The 18,775-nt window shown below is 47.9% G+C and carries 13 protein-coding genes; 3 read left to right on the top strand and 10 right to left on the bottom strand.

Going from position 1 to position 18,775, the window contains the following annotated elements:
- Positions 1-98 precede the first annotated feature (98 nt).
- Positions 99-920, bottom strand: coding sequence for a MerR family transcriptional regulator (locus tag AOU00_RS14975; protein WP_069290931.1), 822 nt, complete (start codon positions 918-920; stop codon positions 99-101).
- A gap of 536 nt (positions 921-1,456) precedes the next feature.
- On the opposite strand from AOU00_RS14975, the gene AOU00_RS14970 reads away from it, so the two are divergent.
- Complete coding sequence (locus AOU00_RS14970; protein WP_061831154.1) at positions 1,457-2,413, top strand: L-lactate dehydrogenase; 957 nt, start codon at positions 1,457-1,459, stop codon at positions 2,411-2,413.
- 71 nt (positions 2,414-2,484) lie between these two features.
- On the opposite strand, the gene AOU00_RS14965 is transcribed toward AOU00_RS14970, so the two are convergent.
- Genes AOU00_RS14965 through AOU00_RS14945 form a run of 5 tightly spaced genes read right to left on the bottom strand, consistent with a single transcriptional unit; the run spans position 2,485 to position 7,007 of the window.
- Complete coding sequence (locus AOU00_RS14965; RefSeq protein ID WP_061831153.1) at positions 2,485-3,213, bottom strand: ABC transporter permease; 729 nt, start codon at positions 3,211-3,213, stop codon at positions 2,485-2,487.
- On the bottom strand, positions 3,213-3,929 hold the full coding sequence (locus AOU00_RS14960; protein WP_061831152.1) for an ABC transporter permease: 717 nt from the start codon (positions 3,927-3,929) through the stop codon (positions 3,213-3,215). The genes AOU00_RS14965 and AOU00_RS14960 overlap by 1 nt, the downstream gene beginning before the upstream one ends.
- Positions 3,926-4,843 (bottom strand): ABC transporter ATP-binding protein, encoded by a 918-nt coding sequence (locus AOU00_RS14955; protein WP_061831151.1) that lies wholly within the window; start codon positions 4,841-4,843, stop codon positions 3,926-3,928. Before AOU00_RS14955 ends, AOU00_RS14960 begins: the two co-directional genes overlap by 4 nt.
- 59 nt (positions 4,844-4,902) lie before the next feature.
- A complete protein-coding gene (locus AOU00_RS14950) occupies positions 4,903-6,333 on the bottom strand; it encodes a sensor histidine kinase (protein ID WP_061831150.1) in 1,431 nt (476 codons plus the stop codon).
- A complete protein-coding gene (locus AOU00_RS14945; RefSeq protein WP_061831149.1) occupies positions 6,333-7,007 on the bottom strand; it encodes a response regulator transcription factor in 675 nt (224 codons plus the stop codon). The genes AOU00_RS14950 and AOU00_RS14945 overlap by 1 nt, the downstream gene beginning before the upstream one ends.
- Before the next feature lie 150 nt (positions 7,008-7,157).
- Here AOU00_RS14945 and AOU00_RS14940 point away from each other — a divergent pair, with 150 nt between their 5' ends.
- A complete protein-coding gene (locus AOU00_RS14940; RefSeq protein WP_061831148.1) occupies positions 7,158-8,927 on the top strand; it encodes an alpha-glycosidase in 1,770 nt (589 codons plus the stop codon).
- Positions 8,928-9,087: 160 nt separating this feature from the next.
- Here AOU00_RS14940 and AOU00_RS26625 read toward each other — a convergent pair whose 3' ends face one another.
- The 4 genes from AOU00_RS26625 to AOU00_RS14925 all read right to left on the bottom strand — a co-directional run bounded on the left by AOU00_RS26625 (position 9,088) and on the right by AOU00_RS14925 (position 17,439).
- The gene (locus AOU00_RS26625; RefSeq protein ID WP_172828288.1) at positions 9,088-9,240 is read right to left on the bottom strand and encodes a hypothetical protein; all 153 of its coding nucleotides are present in this window, start codon (positions 9,238-9,240) and stop codon (positions 9,088-9,090) included.
- 111 nt (positions 9,241-9,351) lie between these two features.
- Complete coding sequence (locus tag AOU00_RS14935; protein WP_061831147.1) at positions 9,352-10,503, bottom strand: response regulator; 1,152 nt, start codon at positions 10,501-10,503, stop codon at positions 9,352-9,354.
- Between the two features lie 156 nt (positions 10,504-10,659).
- Entirely contained in the window at positions 10,660-13,806 is a 3,147-nt protein-coding gene (locus tag AOU00_RS14930; protein ID WP_069290930.1) for an ATP-binding protein, read from the bottom strand.
- Positions 13,807-13,968: 162 nt separating this feature from the next.
- Positions 13,969-17,439 (bottom strand): S-layer homology domain-containing protein, encoded by a 3,471-nt coding sequence (locus AOU00_RS14925; protein WP_069290929.1) that lies wholly within the window; start codon positions 17,437-17,439, stop codon positions 13,969-13,971.
- 274 nt (positions 17,440-17,713) lie between these two features.
- On the opposite strand from AOU00_RS14925, the gene AOU00_RS14920 reads away from it, so the two are divergent.
- Complete coding sequence (locus AOU00_RS14920; RefSeq protein WP_061831144.1) at positions 17,714-18,694, top strand: aldo/keto reductase; 981 nt, start codon at positions 17,714-17,716, stop codon at positions 18,692-18,694.
- The last annotated feature ends 81 nt before the right edge of the window (positions 18,695-18,775 follow it).

Here is an 18,775-nt window from a genome sequence, read left to right as displayed (position 1 = left end):
CTTGTTCTCGTATTCTTGTATTCCGTTATTATACCATCCACGATAAAAGACCATCAGAACCGGGAAGGTCTGATGGTCTTTATCAGGGAAGATGCTGGTTATGCCTCTCTGCGTCTGCGCGGTGTCAGACCAAGCCAGGACAACAACGAAACGCGCGATTTGCGTTGCCTGCCCTGGTAGGTACGCAAATTAGTAATTAACTGCCGGTCTCGTTCCTCGTCAACCTTTTCTTTCATCCAGCGTTTTTGATCCTCCAGTTGGTTAGACAGACTGATATTCTTTTCCACCAAACGGCTGTGCTCTGCTTCCAGCTCCTCCAAACGGCTCCGCATTTCCAACAAAGCGGTTTGCACCATGTCCTGCATCTGCGCCAGTTCTTGCGGCTCTACGTACTCCCGCGTTTGTACGGATACAGGTGCTTGCTCCAATCTATACTCAATGGTTGGTTCCAAAGTCTGGAACTCTTCCTGCGCCTGTAGCTGCATGGGTTCCTCTGACAGTTCCTGAGCATTCATTTCATCCTGTAACTCTGTTAGTTCAACCGTAGCAGCTGCTTGCGCCTGCATGACCGTCTCTTCCCTGCCCTCAGCCGCCGCCATTATTTCTTCCCAGGTTGCGGTTAGTGACTCAGCATCCGAGATAGGTGGCAAGCGGAATTCTTCATCCTCCATTTGAAAGGGAGCGGTCACTCTCTCAAGCACCACCTGAACCGCCTGCTCCATCGTCATATGCTGCTCACGCAACGCTCTCCGCATCACCTTCAAGCACTCAACATCCTCAGCACTGAACATCCTCGATTGATTCGCGGAACGCTGAAACACATACCCCTGCTCCTCCAGCGCCGCTGCATATTTACGAAGGGTACTCGCCCCGATTCCCAACTGTTTTGCTGCTTCCGTCGTCGATTTGCTTTCTTCCATTTAATCATTACCTCCCCGGATGGTATGGAAAGAAATAAGCTTGTATATGTAGAATTCGCGAAATCCATTGGAAACCCTTTGGCAAAAATGTTCTAATATTGCAGACTGCTAAGAACCTTTGTCATAACGGAATATTTGTAGATATACAAGAAACGACATTGCAGAGAATACTTCCGTTCAAGTATGTCCTTGAAACTCTTTAAAGAACGTCACACAAATGTCACACTTTCATTATTTTCATGGCACTATTCCTTCCATCAACATAGTTCATGTCATAATTTTCGCAGAATTTACCTTAAATATAAATTGAAACATGCTCTCCTATCTTCCAGTAAAAGTATTGATAATTCACGTTCATTCTATGATTAATCCTAAAGAACACCTCTATTCACAGTTTATTTATAATTTCCCGGAATGGAGGCAAAAAAATGGATATTTTCAAAAGATCAGCAATATGTTATGTTATGTAACGTAAAATGTATTTCAGGCATAATTTGTAGCATATTAACGTTCGCTGGAACGAGGAGGCAACATAGATGAAGGGGAAGGCAAGGAAAGTAGCTATTGTCGGCGCGGGAATGGTCGGTTCGAGCTGTGCCTACTCAATGGTTAATCAGTCCATTTGTGATGAGATCATGATGATTGACCGCACGTATGATCGGGCTTTGGCCCATGCACTAGATCTGTCCCATTGTATGGATTTTACGTCCACACGTACCAAGGTGCGTGCCGGCACGTATGCAGACTGCACGGATATGGACGTTGTGATTATAACGGCTGGAGCCAACCCTAAACCGGGTCAAGACCGCCTATCTGTGCTGGACAACGCAGTGCTTATTACCAGAGAGATTGTAACAGCGATTATGGAGGGTGGCTTCGACGGTATATTCGTCATTGCCGCTAATCCTGTCGACATTGTAACGTATATGGTACAAAGTATATCCGGTCTGCCGCGCAACAAGGTGATCGGCACGGGCACCTCCATTGACTCATCCCGACTTAAGACGTTGCTTTCCGAAGTGTTTTCCATAGATCCGCGCAGCGTGCAAGGGTATGCTCTTGGGGAGCATGGTGAATCCCAATTCGTTGCCTGGTCACACGTCACGATTGGCGGCAAGCCGCTCTTGCACATTTTGCGTCAGCATAAGGAACGATTCAGCCACGTCGATCTGGACGACATTGCCCGTAAAACTCGGGATGCAGGCTGGGAGATCTTCACCCGCAAAGGCGCCACTTATTTTGGTATTGCCAATGCGCTGGCGTACATTACCCGTTCCATTTTAAATGATGATGGTAAAATTATAGCGGTCTCTGCTGTATTGGACGGCGAGTACGGGCACACCGATGTCTGCACGGGCGTTCCGGCGATTATCGGCAGCAGAGGAATCCAAGAGGTCATCGAGCTAGAGCTAAGTCCGGAAGAACAAGCGAAGTTCGACGCCTCTTGCCACCTTATCAGCAATAATATCCGTGCCATTTCAGGCTTAGTGTAAACCAATAGCACAGTAAAAAACTCCTTACCCTCATTGAGGATAAGGAGTTTTTGCAGTCCCCGTATTTCGCCCTATATCTCTTTATAACGAAATACGGTCAGTCCCGCCAACGTAAATACGACAAAGCTACCTATTATAACCGTCAACAGTGTGTCAGTTGGCACCATGAACGCCCCGAAGTTGTCTCTTCCACTCGGCATCATCGCCAATAAAGGCTGTGTCCATGGATAGTACGGACCGTAGGTTTGAGAATTGGCGACCAGAATATTCGGCACGGTGAAGACGAAATTCAACGCAAGCGGTGCGGCAAAGCTGGACCACAAGAAGGACACCATCAACTGCAACGCAGCCAGCGGCAGGCAGGCTACCCAGCCTGCGAGCAAACTTTGAGCGATCACGGCCCAAGGGATTGGTCCGTTCATGTCCTGCACAGCTCCAACACCCAGCAGCGCTCCTCCAAACAGTAACTGAGTCAATCCGACCAAGGCCATAATGATGGTCAACTTGGCCGCATACAGACTGGTGCGGGACAATGGCAATGACATGAGTTGCTTCCAACCGCCGCCCCCATGCTCGAATCGGCAGACTAGAGATCCAAATACGGCGGTCAGCATCGGCATGAACAGCATGGCATGTAATGTAAGCATGGCAGTCAACAGCAACAGCCAGTTCCCTCCCGGATTCGCCAGCAAGCCAATCAAGACGGCAATCGCCGGGCTGACGAGCGCAAGCAGCCAAACGGGCGATTTGGCCATTTTCATACGTTCAACAGAAAGCAGCCGTATATATCCTCCGAACATTACGCCACATCCTTTCGGCTAAAATGGGCCGCTGTCAGCAGGCTGAGGAGTATGCCCGTTCCGCACCCGACGGACGCAAACATCCATGCTTGAGGTGCAACCCATGCGAATTGCGGCCAGGCCAACGGAAACCATTCGGACAGCTGTGAAGCAAACAAGCTGCCGATGCCTAACGTAATGCCCAGTGTTACAGGCAGCGCCTGATTATGGAACGTGACCGTTAACCACAACAATAATACGAGCATAGGCAGCGTGCCGCCCAAGGGCCAAAACCCGAGTCGTAGCAGTTCCCCTACGGGTGCAGGCTCTCCCCCAAAGCCAAGAATCATTCCCAACACCCAAGTCCCGACCGTCAGGAGTAGACAGGACACGCACAGCATCCCGATCGCTAGCGTCAGCTTGGCCATATAAACACTAAATTTGGAAATAGGCAAAGCCAGCAGCTGCTTCCAAGAGTTAGACGAATGTTCCACATTCGCCAGCATGGAAGCGACCATCGTAGCTCCTAATACCAGCGCAAGGGGGACAAAAATAGCGATGTTATCCATTAAGCTTTCCCATAAGCGCCCCTTGTATCGCGGAATCAGATAGTCATAGCGGAGTCCAAAGTTCAGTCCCTGCATCGCTACCAGCCCTAGAGGACCGAGAAACACCAAGAACCAGATTCCCTTTCTGCGTGCTTTGAGCAGATCCGCCGTGAGCGCTCGCAGCATCATAAGGAAGCCCCTCCTTTGCCCACTACCTGCATGAACATATCCTCCAGCGATTTGCGGCGTTCCTCCACACGGTATACGGCATGCGTATTTTCGACCAATCTTCTGACCAACAGCGCAACAGCCGCATCATTCATGTTCTCGAAATCCAGCGCCAATCCGTCCTTCACTGAATGGTAGCCCTGCTCACGCGCAATCAACTGGGCTGCTTCCGGTTCCGACACTACGATCCGAATCCCGCCTGCGGATTCCTGACGGAGATTATGAATCGTGTTTTGAAAGACCAACTCTCCTTCACGGATAATACCCACGGTATTCGCCATATGCTCTACCTCACTCAACAGATGGCTGGATACCAGTACGGTGATCCCCCGTTGCTCGGGCATCGCCTGAATCAATGTGCGCATTTCCTGAATACCCTCCGGGTCCAAACCATTCGTAGGCTCATCCAAAATGAGTACTTCGGGATTCCCAAGCAGGGCTGCTGCAATACCCAGTCTCTGCTTCATGCCCAGCGAGTAGCCTTTGACTGGACGTTTGGCATGCTTGGTCAGTCGGACGACCTCTAATACTTCCGCAATGTTTTGCTTGGGTACATTCAAAATACGGCGAATGGCCTCCAGATTTTCAATTGCGTTCAAATGACCATAATACGAAGGATACTCCACCAACGAGCCGACTTTACGCAAAATATCGAGCTTATGTCTGCGAATATCTTTGCCGAATATACGGATCGTTCCTCGAGTTGGTCGAATAAGTCCAAGCAGCATGCGGATTGTTGTCGTTTTTCCCGCTCCATTCGGACCCAGAAATCCGTAAATATCTCCTCGAGCTATTTTCAGGTCCAGCTGATTAACCGCCGCGCGGCCTTTGTATATTTTGCTGAGACTGTTCGTTTCAATAATGTATTCGTTCAAGTTCCTCACCTCGACACCTATCGTAACGTGCCAAGTTTAAAGCCAAGGGAACTCTGAGTTTAAGTTTTGTTTAAAAAACGGATTCGGGTCCCGGCTGATGAACTGATAATCTCCCTCTCCAAATTCATTTCGCGAGCCAGCAGTTCTGTAATCGCCAAACCAATCCCGGCCCCTTTTTCACTGGACTGTTGCTCCATACCAGGCCCTTTATCTACGATGACCAATGCTTCTGTCCCATTATCTTTCTGTACTTGAACACCGATATATCGGCCTGAGGCAGCATGGCGAACTACATTTTGAAAGAGATTGTCCAGCAGACGACGGAAACCTTGCTCATCCACATTCCACACCATACTATGCTCGGGCAGGTCGATATCCACTTCAAAACCCTCCTTTTCCCACACCGGATACCAGCTGGCTACACACTCCCGCACTAGCCGCAGGATATCACGCGGTGTGTTATTCATAGTGTATTTCCCACTAGCTAGCAGATTATAGGTGAGCAGATTGTCGATCAGACTCCCAAGGTCTTTTAGCTTGTTTTCCATCAGTGTAATCGACTGTTTCCCTCTGCTGCTCAGATTTTCACTATCTAGTGTATACAGATGGCTGCGCACGACCGTAAGCGGCGTCCGAATATCGTGTGACAGATCCGCGACCAGTCTCTTCCGCAGCTCTTCCTCTTGACGCTCACGTCCCCGACTTTCTGCCAACTGCTCAACCATCTGATTAAATGCTTCTTCCAGCTTGCCGATTTCATCCGGGCGTCCAGTGGTAACAAGAATAGGCAAGCCATCCTCTCCTCGCTGCGACATGGCGGCCTGAAGCTGCAACAGTCTACGCCGAATGCCTCCAAAAAACAGAAGAGATACGAATATAAAAGCGCCAAGAACCAATACGATAAAAAAGAGATAGTACATGAACATGCTGCTATCTGTAGGTGGCTGTTCAAAGAACGAACGGGGCACTTTTAACACCATATAGCCCTGATTCACATCATTCTTGCCCCCGCCAATAAAGGCTACTACCGTAAACGGCCCCTCATAGCTTGCTTGCTTCATAAAAGCTATAGCCTGCGCAGCGTTCCATTGTTTTGGCATGTTAGGTTGTGTCGGTAACTCCAACCTTGTTTTACCTGCGGTATCCACCCAAAATATTTGTGAGTTAGGGAACATATCCTGTTGTATTTTGCGCAGATGGGCTGAGATTTGCTCTGGTGTGGCTCCCTTCAAAGCTACAGCTTCGCGATGCCAGCTATTTTCGGTATGGGTAGTAGAGGGATAGTAAGCGTTTTTAGGCTTGAGCTCCGCCCCCCAATTCAATAACACGCTATATATCAAGGCTGTAGCAGGCAACACAATGGGCAATAGCATCATAGCAACCACAATAATGACCAGATAACGGAACAACAGTGAACTGCGAAACCGACCTCCCTGACCCGGCCTAGAGCTGGGGTGCAGCCTCCTCCAATTTTTGCGCGTCCTGCTCATTATGCTTTCACCCGATATCCTACACCACGGATCGTCTCAATGATGCGGGGTGCCGCAGGATCGATCTCCAGCTTTTCTCGAAGGTGTCGGATATGGACCATTAAAGTTTTGTCTCCGTCGATATATGGATCTCCCCACACCGCTTCATACATTTGCTCTTTCGTCATAATTTGGCCCAAATGCCGCAGCAAATAAGCAAAAATGTGATATTGCTTGCCTGTCAGTGTAATTTCCTCCCCGGTATCACGGTTCACAATACGGTTATCAGGAGAGAACACAGAGAGATGCCCCAGTTGTAAAGATTCTTCGGGCACGGTTCCCGATCGGCGCAGCAAAATCTCTATACGTGCTATGAGCTCGTCCGGGTGAAAGGGTTTGGTTACATAATCGTCGGCGAAATCCAGTCCTTGCAGCTTATCGTCAATGGATGTACGGGCAGACAACATGAGAATGGGAAGCTCCGGGTACTCTTTCTTGAGCCGCTTCCCCATGGTGAATCCATCCAGACCGGGTAACATCACATCCAAAATCACGAGTTGGCACGTACGGGCTGCTTCCACAGCCCCATCCCCGCTGCGAAGCCAGGTTACAGCGTAATTCCGCTCTTCCAAATACTGATGCGTCCAAGCACCAATATCCTGGTCATCTTCGATGTATAGCACATTTGTTTTCATAATAGACACCTACTTATCGTTTTTCTTTTATGTAATGGGCATTATAGCATTTATGGTACATAACCCACTTAAAAAGGTTAATAACTACCTTATACGACATACGCTTCACATTTTCAAATTTGATTGCTCGTAAAAAAGGAGGACTACCCGATGCTGCTGGAAGCGATATACCATCACCCGAAACGTAATTGGGCTTTTGGTTATAATGATGAAACGATATTTCTACGTCTACGTGCGAAGAAAAATGACCTGAATACCGTTCATGCTCTCACCGGAGATAAATACGATTGGGACCGTACCCGACAGCTTGTCCCGATGTCCAAATTCGCTACCGATGGCAGGTTTGATTATTATGAATGCAGCATAAAACCTACTCACCGTCGACTGAAATATGGATTTTTGCTAGAAGACGGTGAGGAACGTATTTGGATGGACGAGGACGACTTCACCACCCAGGAACCCCAAAATGCAGATAAACTGTTCCAATATCCGTTTTTGAACCCGATTGATATTCTGAAGCCACCTGCATGGGTGAAGGATGCTGTATTTTATCAGATTTTCCCGGAACGTTTTGCGAACGGTGACCCCTCTATCAGCCCAGAAGGTGCAGAGACATGGGGCGGAACACCACAAAGAGACAATTTTTTTGGTGGTGATCTTCAGGGGATTCTGGATCACCTGGATCACCTGAACGAGCTAGGGATTAACGCCATATATATGACTCCTGTGTTCAAGGCGACGACCAATCATAAATATGATACAGAGGATTATATGGAGGTGGACCCGCATTTTGGGGACAAAAAGACATTAAAAAAACTGGTCGATGCCTGCCACGACCGAGGAATTCGGGTGCTGCTTGATGCGGTGTTCAACCATTCAGGGCGTACGTTTAAACCGTTCGTTGACGTGCAAGAAAAAGGCGAAGCCTCGCCTTATAAGGACTGGTTCCATGTACATAGCTTTCCCCTGAAAGTGGTGGATGGCATACCGACGTACGATACATTCGGGCTGGAACCGATGATGCCCAAGCTGAACACCGAACATCCTGAGGTGAAAAGGTACCTGCTGGATGTGGCAAAGCACTGGATCGAAGAAATCGGCATCGATGGTTGGCGGTTGGATGTGGCAGACGAGGTAGATCACGCCTTTTGGCGGGAATTCCGCACTACGGTCAAGCAGGCCAATCCAGATGCGTACATTTTGGGTGAAATGTGGAATGAATCATCTGAATGGCTTCAGGGGGACCAATTCGATGCAACGATGAATTATCCGTTCACCTACGCGGTAAATGATTTTTTCGTCAAAAAAGTGACTGATGCTCAAAGCTTTGCCTTCGCCATCGGACGACAGCTGGCCCGCTATCCACAGCAAGCATCCGAGGTTGCCTTCAATCTGCTGGATAGCCACGACACACCGCGCCTGCTGACACTGTGCGGGGATGACAAGCGGCTGATGCGACTGGCCGCCCTGTTCCAGTTTACGTACATGGGCGCACCCTGCATCTATTACGGCGATGAGATCGGCCTGGATGGAGATGCCGATCCAGGCTGCCGCAAGTGTATGGAGTGGGACACCGACAAACAGGACCGCGAGCTGTTCGACTTTTACCGCGAGCTGATTGCGCTTCGTAAGGGGCACCCGGTCCTCCGTGATCAGGGAAGCATCACCTTTTTGGAGGCACAGCCAGAGGGCACTTCACTTGCCTACGAGCGCCGCAGCGAGGAAGAGGTGCTGCTCGTGCTGCTCAACCGTTCCGATGAGGATCACGTTTTTGAACTGGACATTCCTGAGCAGGAATGGCAATTAGCCTTTGGCGAAAGCCAGTGGTCCGTTAGAGAGAAGGGGCTGCTTGCCAAGCTTCCACCCTACGGATACGCTGTACTGAAGGCAGCGCCTGCTCAGTCAGTAAAACCTGCTTAAGAGGACGATGTCAAGACGGGAAGCAAGGCATCCGCCTCTATAGGCGGATACTGATGAAAGTAACTGCCGAATACGGTAAAAAAAGCGAGACCACCGGGAACAAGATAGTTAACTTGTTCCCGGTGGTCTTTTTACGTTGAATATGAGCTTCTATTGTCGATTATTTGTTTTTAACATCTGTTCTTACTACCCCAACATCCGAAGCATTGATCGAAATGGGGTTACCGCCTTGTCCTGTCTGAGCTGAAGAAGATTGTCTGACGTTCACCGAAATTCTTTTATTCTTAAAGCCAGTTCGTCTCGTTCTCCCCAATGCAATACCTCCTTATATATACGTGAGTCCTTAAACCTCTCAATTACGACTCAACCGTGAAGAGATATGCTATATGAATATGCCACTGAAGAAGACAGCCAGTACAGCAGTTTACGCAGGTAGCGTCTGTGTTTTCAATTGCACGTACAACTGGTGCGTCACCTGCTGCGGCTCAATACCCAACTCATCTTCCAGTATTCTGATGAAGCTTTCATAATGCTTTTGCGCAGCGGTATAATCGCCCAGTTGGGCGTAGGCTGTCAGCAGCAGACTGCAGATATCGTCTGAGTACGGCTCCCGTTGCTGTAGGCTGAGTAAGCGCTGAACAGACTGCCGGGTACGACCTGAGCGAAGCTCTTCTCTCGCCAGCTCAGAAGCACATGCCAGATACATATTGCGCAGCTTCTCCCTTTTTGCATATGCCCACGGGTAATCGTGCTCCTCCAGATAGTTGCCACGGTATAGTGCCAACAGGCTCTCAATACGCGGCTTACCGCCGCTACCGGATGCAGCCCATTCGGATATTCCCCGCTCGAATAGCTCCACATCTGTAATCCAGCCATTGCGGTTCAAGCGGTAGCGATCCAGATTATATTCCAGCTTCGTATCTTGCATCCGTTCTTTCAACGCCTTGCGGATTTGGTAAATGGACGTGTGCAGGTGAACAACAGCCTTGTCCAAATGATATTCAGGCCACAGCGCATCCAGCAGTTGTTCTTTGCTCACCCATTCCCCTTCATGGTGTAATAAAAAGGAAAATAGCTCCTGCGACTTTAATGTGCGCCATTTGAATGGTTTCGCACCTACAGCTTCCTGTCCATCCTCCAAAATTTCAAGTTTTTGAAAACAACGTACCTTGGGGGATTGCTCTGCTGAAGCTCCCAAACTAGAAGAACGGGGATCAGCCAGCGTGGCTGCAATCCGATCTAACGTTTTGGATAGCCGCCGGGCATGAACGGGCTTTAACAAGTAATCCAGTGCTTGCAGCTCGAACGCTTCAATAGCATATTCCGAGTACGCGGTCACAAAGACGATATGAATATGGGAATCCAGCTGTTGAATCCACTCGGCGGCCTCTAGACCATTCATCTCTGGCATTCCGATATCTATAAAAACAATATCCGCACGTTCTGCCGCCAGATGATCCAGCCCCGCTTGTGCAGACGTATATTTGCCCATTACCGTTAACCGTCCGTCCGCCTCCAGCAACCGTTCCAAGTAGGTTAATGCCGACCTCTCATCATCAATCAAAATCGCCTTCATTTGTGTCCGTACTCCCTTCCTGCTGCAACATCCATCATGATGCTCTATTTACACGCTATGCGCCTTTATCCTTACGATTTTTAATTTCTTATATTTTATATATCGTATCATTGCGGGCGTGACTTTAGCTTTTCCGACAAATGTACTGTACTTTTTTTATTCATCGGTATTCCGGGGCGAGATCGTTTCCGGCACACGGAAGCTTACCGTCGTCCCTTGCATAGGATTACTTTCAATTCGCAATCCTTCTCCATACATATGGATAAGACGGCGATGGATATTACGCAGTCCCACGCTGGAAGATACATGATCCTCCGACAGCAGCTGTTCCAGTCGCTCGGACGGAATCCCTACGCCGTCATCGGTCACGCTGACCACAAAATCGGTTCCATCCTCCTGCACAACCACTCGCACGGTTCCACCTGTTGCCCGTTGCATCACACCATGCCGTATCGCATTTTCCACGATGGGCTGAATGCTTAATGGCGGGATGAGCGACCGGATGTTCCTTCCTACCTCTACGGTCACCTGCAAACGTTCTTCAAATCGTGCTTTTTCCAGTGCCACATACGATTCTACCAATTCCAACTCCTTGGATAATGGCACCGTATTCTCCCTGTTCTGAAAATCAAAACTGCCCCGCAAATACTGACTCAGCTCCATGAGTAGCTCCGCTGCTTTGTCCGGGTCTACGGCTACAGTCGAAACAATGACATTCAAGGCATTGTACAGAAAATGCGGCTTGATTTGTGCCTGTAAAAAGGCCATTTCCGAACGCACCGCTTCCTCCGCCGAATGACGCATGTTCAACAGCGTACGCACACGCGCCTTTAATTCCTCAGCATCAACAGGCTTACGCAGAAAATCATTAGCTCCCGCCATAAAACCTGCGCGGATATCCCTGGGCAGGTCGCGTGCCGTCAGCAGCAACACCGGTAGCTCGGACAGGGAATACCGTTCCCGTATCCGTCGGCACAGCTCAATACCGGACATTTCCGGCATCATCCAATCCGTAATGACTAGGTCAAATCGGGAACGGCCATTCAGCATGTGAAGTGCCTCCTCGGCATGATCCACCGCCACCACGCTACAACCTGTGGTATATAATAGCTCCTCCAGCACCCGAAGATTAACCGCATCATCATCTACAGCCAGCACTTTGTAAGGAACAGTCTGAACTTGCTCCAGTGCATCTTCTTCCTGCGGAATCACATTCCGACCCGACGTCACACCAGGCTGCAATATAACCGCAGACGAAACATCTTTTTGAGCTTCATGTGCCAACGTTCCAGTCTGCGCTAAGGGCAGTGTAAAATAAAAGGTCGAACCCTTGCCCAATCTAGATTCTACCCGGATATGACCACCATGCAGCTCCACCAGACGACGGACTATGCCTAATCCAAGCCCTGTTCCACTGTATCCTTCATCCTCAGCATTCGCCCCTCGGTTAAAGGGTTCAAATATATGCGAAAGATGCTCCTGGGCAATACCGGACCCGGTATCCTTCACACTGATTTCCATTTCACGGTTCCCCGCTTTGGCAGAGATAACGATTTCGCCTTCCTCCGTAAATTTCACCGCATTCCCCAACAAATTGTACAAAATCTGAATCAGCCGATCCTCATCCGCATCTACCTTGGGCAACGAATTGGGCAATTCTTTGACAAATTGAATCTTTTTCTTACCCACTGTATGACCCAATACCTCCAACACGGACTTCACAGCTGCCTGTACATTGACAGGCCGACGATTTAAGGCTAATCTGCCATTTTTCAAATTAGAAAAATCCAGAATATCGTTAATTAAATACGAAAGTCTGCGTCCTATATTCGCAATCAAGACCAAGTTGTGCTTTTGCGGCTCATTGAATTGTGTCCCGTAGCGGTCTAGCATGGATTGAGCGATATTAATTACTCCATGCAGAGGAGTGCGCAGTTCATGTGACGTATTGGCCAGAAATTCATCTTTTAACCCATCCAGTGTTAGCAACCGTCGTGACAGGTTCTCAACCTCCATAAACGAATGTACAAAACGTTTGGCCAGCAGGAGCGTTTGAGCCAATACGAATATGAGCATTTCATAGGCTGTCACCCCACGCACATCTCCCCAGCCCAGAATATACACAAAATTAGTCACTACAATCATAAGAATGCTCATAATACTAATGACTAGCAGTGCAGCGTCATCCGTCCGTTGAAGAAGCCCACGAATCAAGATCAGTAATACATATCCCACACTGACTACACCAAAAAGAAGAATAAATGCTTCAAAGGATGAGAGTACCAATGTAGGCAGAAATAGCCCCATACCCAGCATCAGTGCGGTTGTAATATTATAGAGGCGCAGCACGAGCCGATTCATAACAATCTGCGTCGAAAGATGAACATAGTGGATCAGAAAATAGTAGAACAGGGTTGACGAGAACGACTGTATTTTCAGTATCCATTCATAAGGTAAGTCCGGTATTCCCCAAGCCAGCAGCTTTTCTCCATGTGTCAGAATATAAAATAAAGCCGCGATACAAAAGCATCCTAAGTAAAGCAATGCCTTCTCCTTTTTACGTAAAAGGTATAGCATGATAAAAAATACGGTAGGAATAAAAAATCCTGCTATCAGTATGGTGTCCTCTGCCATTGCAACTTCCCGGCTATGCGTAATACTCTCGTAATCCCCAAATAACAGTGGATAAATGATTCCACCGGAGGAGTAGCTATAATTAGCCACATGCACGGTAATATCAGCCGAATGTCCATCTATCGCTGCAAATCCAACATAGGGAACATTGCCCTGCTTGCCCTTGTCGGCAGAAACAGAGGGAATACCACTTGCTCCCACGTTTTCTCCGTCAATCCATACTTGACTGGCGCTGCGAATGTTTTGCATATAGATGCCGTACAGATTTTCCGCTTTTTCAGGCAACAGCACACGGATATGATAGGTTCCATATCCGGTCGCCTGTCCCTTAGGCATCCACTGATTCCATTTACCAGGCACATCCACAATCTTGGCAGAAGAACTCGTTTCCAGCCTCAACTCTGAAGAACTCTGATGATTTTCCCAATCCTTATCTTGTTGCATTTCATGAAAGGATGAAGGTTGCACAAGCTGATTGGGGTAAAATTTCCACTCCCCTCCCAGCTGTATAGGGCCTTCCTTTTCAGGGTCCCAATTACGCAAATCAATAACACCGTTGTGTGCTTTCCAATGACTGTTTCCAGATAAAACACCTGACACTAACGGATACACCGGCAACGCAACCGCAAGCAGAAGTATAATAAAAAATAAAACCCCCTGTTTTTTCATAAATCCCCCGCTCTTTTCAATATCGTCTATCTTTTAGTATCGGTTATTCTAACCAGCTGTATTAGAAGCGCTGCCCATGCAAAAAGGGACGCCCGCCGCAGACAAAAATCTGTGCGGAATCGTCCCCTTTTATACACCCTTGTACTCCCTGCATTTCCCTTATTAAGGAATCATGCCTTCATCATTGCCACCGCCAGGAATCGAGCCTGAATCGTCTCCGCTGCTATCGCTTGGTGGTATTACTCCTCCACTGCTGTCGCCGCTTCCTGTTCCGCTGTTGTCGCTTGGCGGCGTTGCTCCACCGCTGCTATCGCTGCTTCCTGTTCCGCTGTTGTCGCTTGGTGGTGTTGCTCCACCGCTGCTGTCGCCGCTTCCTATTCCGCTGCTATCGCTCGGTGGTGTTGCTCCACCGCTGCTGTCGCCGCTTCCTGTTCCGCTGCTATCGCTTGGCGGCGTTGCTCCTCCGCTGCTGTCGCCGCTTCCTGTTCCGCTGCTATCGCTTGGTGGTGTTGCTCCACCGCTGCTGTCACTGCTTCCTGTTCCGCTGCTTTGTTGCTGGCTGGCTATAAAATCTTTATACTCCTGAATCGCATCTTCCAGATTCATATAATTTTTCTTGATTTCCGGCATAGGATAATACTGGTCCAGACGATTGTATGCATCCACTACTCTGTGAAAGTAGACCGTCGTAGGATCTGTACCATTTACTGTAAGCAGATTGTTCGCAATGTTCTTGAGCTCATTGATATCAAGATCAGTTACGATCCATTTGGATTGGTAGTTCGAAAGTGCTGTAATCAAATCTGTGTTAGCCTGATCTACCTGAAGCTGTGTAATATCCGGAGTATTAAGCACAAGGCTTGCCTGATTAATTTGCCCTTGAAGTTCTTCGTTATCTTGTTGGGTATAATGACGGCCGAACGTCTGAACTTCATTATTAGCTATACTTATGTTGAAATTTAAGAACATGGTATCCACTGCTATGGGTGCAGCATACTGGCTCTGTACCTGTTGCAACTCCTCGTATACAGGAACCACGTCTTGCAATTCAAAGCTAGGCAAACCTAAGAAGATGGAGGCATGCTCTGAAGCAGAAGACAAGGCTTGCTGGGCTTCAGCGCTTAATGAGCCTGAATTTTGCACCAAAATTCCATTGATCGATGCCTGCATTTCAATGATTTCGTGTCTTAATTGTAGTCTTTTCTCGTTATATTTTTCAATATAGTTCCCTTTAGCCTGACTTAATTGATTATAAGAGATCACCAATTGCTCCTCAGGAGTAAACGGCATCATGAGTGCAAAGTTGGCTTGTTCTGTTAGTTGCTCTAAAGGGAGCATTTCCGTATTCAAATAATTACGAGCGATAGGGTCAGACAGCAGTTTTAGATGAACGTCATGAACCAGCTGTTGCAGTTTTTCCCGAGTTGTAGCAGGCACTGGTGCAGTGAATTCCGCAAGCCTTTGACTCAGCTCCATGTTCAAGTTCAATACATCCAGCTGCGTCATAGCGGTGTGCATCTTCTCTGTATATTCCTGAATGAGGTTGCCCAGTTCGGCATTTTGAGCGCTACTCTGATCGTAGATAACCTGCGCTTCTTGTAAAGTATTTTTAAGCACTGAGAAGTCCACTGTTTGCAGTACCAAGAATGATTCTGTGGTAGCTTCTATTTTTTGTGTCCATTCGTCCAACTGCTCCGTTGTAGTTAATGGATTCACATATACGCTTAATCCTTCCCTCACTAAGGACTTATAACGCGCTTTATCTGTGTTCAAATTCTCCACACGATCCGTTACATCGAGAAAATGCAGATAGGCATCTCTCAGTTTTACTGATGCATTGTAGACTTCAATTACTCGACGCAGGCTTACTACTTCCCGATCCACTATATTTTGGGGCGCATTCCCTTCTAACACATTATTGCCAAATTGAATTGCTTGACTTAATGAATCATCCCAAAGAGGTGGGAATTCGTCGCTAACCATTCGATTTTGCTCAAGGGTAGTCGAAGCTACCTGAATCAGTCTAACTAATTCCTGTGTTCCAATCACCGGTTCTGTGGCTGAATCTGTGTACACAGAAACTTCCTGTTTCAATGTGCTGAGCGCTTGATCTACCTCTGCCTGTGTAGCTGTAGTATTGTTGAGTACCAGCGTAGCCTGATGGATTGCTGCCGACAGGCTTTCCTTCGCCGTAGCCGGGTAGAGTGCCTGATCCGGTCCACCCTCACCTGTACGATCCAGCAGATCTTTGGCTGCATGGACTTCTGCCTCCAGCTGACTGCGGTCTACGTTGACAATATCACTGTTGTGTTTTTTCTTATCTTTGCTCTCTGTTTCCGTGACAACTGATCCAGTAGAGGACGAGTTCGTCGTGCCATTCACGAGACTAACAGCTTCTTTCATCGCATCATAGTTAATGATAACATCCTGCGGCTGTTTTTGTTCCGGCAGGTTAAGCTGGTTGATTGTAGCTCCCTTAGCCAGCGTAATAAAAGGAACGCCCACATATTGTGATGCATCCAGCAAACCAATACTGCCGCTAACCAACAGCTTGCCCAGTCCCTGTTGCAACGAAACGCGGCTAATCGCGGCATTTCCCTCGGTCACGATCGATGCATCATTTTTCAGCGTCAGGTTGTCGATCTTCGTCGTCCCGGTTGCTGTCAGCTTGGCATCCTTGGAGCCAAGCTCCACACCAGACCATGCCGTATTTTCCAAAATGGCCGATACAGGCTGGGTCCCTGTGCCTTTGATTTCCAATACCCCTGTAGAGGACATGTTCTTCAAGGTTACCGAGCCATTAACGATCAGGCGCCCCTCAAAAGACACGCCCTTGCCGTCAAGAACGCCACCGTCTGCGTTAATTTCCAGCTTATTCACACCTGTCAGTGTATGCAAATTACGGTTAAGGTCGAATTTTGCCCCTTTTAATACAGCTTTGTTATTTTCACCAAACAAACCTTGCAAAGATCCTTCCAACTGGTACGGGATATTTCCGATTCGAACGGTATTCCCCTCTGATTTCACTTCTCCTACCGGATGATCCAGCAGGCTGACGAATACTTCCGCACCACTCTCCCGGTTCAATGGATTTTTCAAATCCGTTGTAGAAGCATCCTCTGATAACAGACCATAAGAGCGGGCAACTTGAACTGCATTTTGCTGTGCATTCGCTGTGCCGGCATCCTGTAAGTCCATTGCACGTACTAGCGATACGATCAGTTCTTCCTTGGTAATGGCATCCCCCGGACGGAACAGCTCCCCGTTACCTGTCATATACCCGGCTGCACGTACAGCCTCAATATAGGGAGCGCCCCATGCATCGGACGATACATCCATAAAAGAAGTCTGCGACTGGTTGTTAACTTCCAACTGGAACAGACTGCACAGAATTTTAGCCGCTTCTGCACGGGTCAAATTTTTTTGTGCCATAAAATCGCCCTGATTACCGCCTGTCATCAAACCCAAGGTGCGAGCTTGTGTTACAAATCCAGTTTCGCTTTGCGTATCTGCTGTCGCTGCATAAGCAGTCTGGACGCCGCCCACCCAAGGCAGAGATACGATTGAACCTGAAGCAATACCCAATACCATCGCAGATGCAATCCATTTATTTCGATTTACAAGTTTCAACATTTCCACTCCTAGACACTATTTATTGGCATATATCCTGTTTTATCAAAGGCTTTAGTCATGTTTAGTTCTACGATTTATGCAACCAAGGAACTATGCTAAGAGAAGTATACGAAACCCCACTGAACCGATTCTGAACAATTAGACCTACACGAATCATTCCGGAGCAAAATTGCTTGACTTGGAGTGAACTCCAAATGTAATAATATCCGGTGTAAGTAGCTGGAGTAGACTACATTTGAAGAAAACAATATCTAGGAAAGCGAGGTATAATCAAATGGACTATGTGAAACTTGGAAATACCGGCTTGGATGTATCCCGGCTTTGTCTTGGGTGTATGGGCTTTGGGGTTGCAGAACGGTGGATTCACCCATGGATACTAGATGAAGAGCGCAGTCGTCCCATTATAAAAAATGCCCTGGAGCTAGGTATTAATTTTTTCGATACCGCGAATGTATATTCAGATGGAACTAGCGAAGAAATTGTTGGACGGGCTTTAAAGGATTATGCGAATCGAGATGAAATTGTCCTCGCGACAAAGGTTCATTTCCGTATGCATCAAGGCCCGAATGGTGCGGGACTTTCCCGAAAGGCTATCATGAGTGAAATAGATAAGAGCCTTAAGCGACTGGGGACAGATTATGTGGATCTGTACCAAATCCATCGCTGGGATTACAATACCCCTATTGAAGAGACGATGGAAGCATTACATGATGTTGTGAAGGCCGGGAAGGCAAGATATATTGGTGCTTCTGCTATGTACGCATGGCAGTTTCTAAAGGCGTTACATGTCGCTGAAAAGAATGGATGGACCCGATTTGTATCAATGCAGAATCATTTAAATCTCTTATATCGTGAAGAGGAGAGAGAGATGCTGCCGCTTTGTAAGGAAGAAAAAATCGGTGTGATTCCATACAGCCCGCTTGCAGGTGGAAGATTGACGCGTGGTGCGCAGGAAACAACACACCGTTCCGAAACCGATCAGGTTGCGAAATCTAAATACGATGCGACTGCCGATACCGATCGATTGATCGTGGAGCAGGTTGCGGCCATCGCAGAAAAACGTGGAGTTCCCCGCGTTCAAATCGCACTTGCCTGGTTGCTACAGAAAGAACCGGTAACAGCTCCGATTATCGGTGCTACGAAAACGTCTCATCTTGAAGATGCAGTAGCTGCTCTTTCGATTACGTTAACACCTGAAGAAATCGCATTGCTGGAAGAGCCTTATGTTCCTCATCCGGTAGTTGGCGCTCAGTAAATATGGATGAAATGACAGTTTCGAAATAAGAAACGACAAGAACGCCCTATCCATTTACATAGGGCGTTTCTTGATCAGAAA

The organism is Paenibacillus polymyxa, assembly GCF_001719045.1.
GTDB classification, from domain to species: Bacteria; Bacillota; Bacilli; order Paenibacillales; family Paenibacillaceae; genus Paenibacillus; species Paenibacillus polymyxa_B.
Note: the sequence above shows the minus strand (reverse complement) of the source record. Positions and strands in the feature narration are given on the sequence as shown.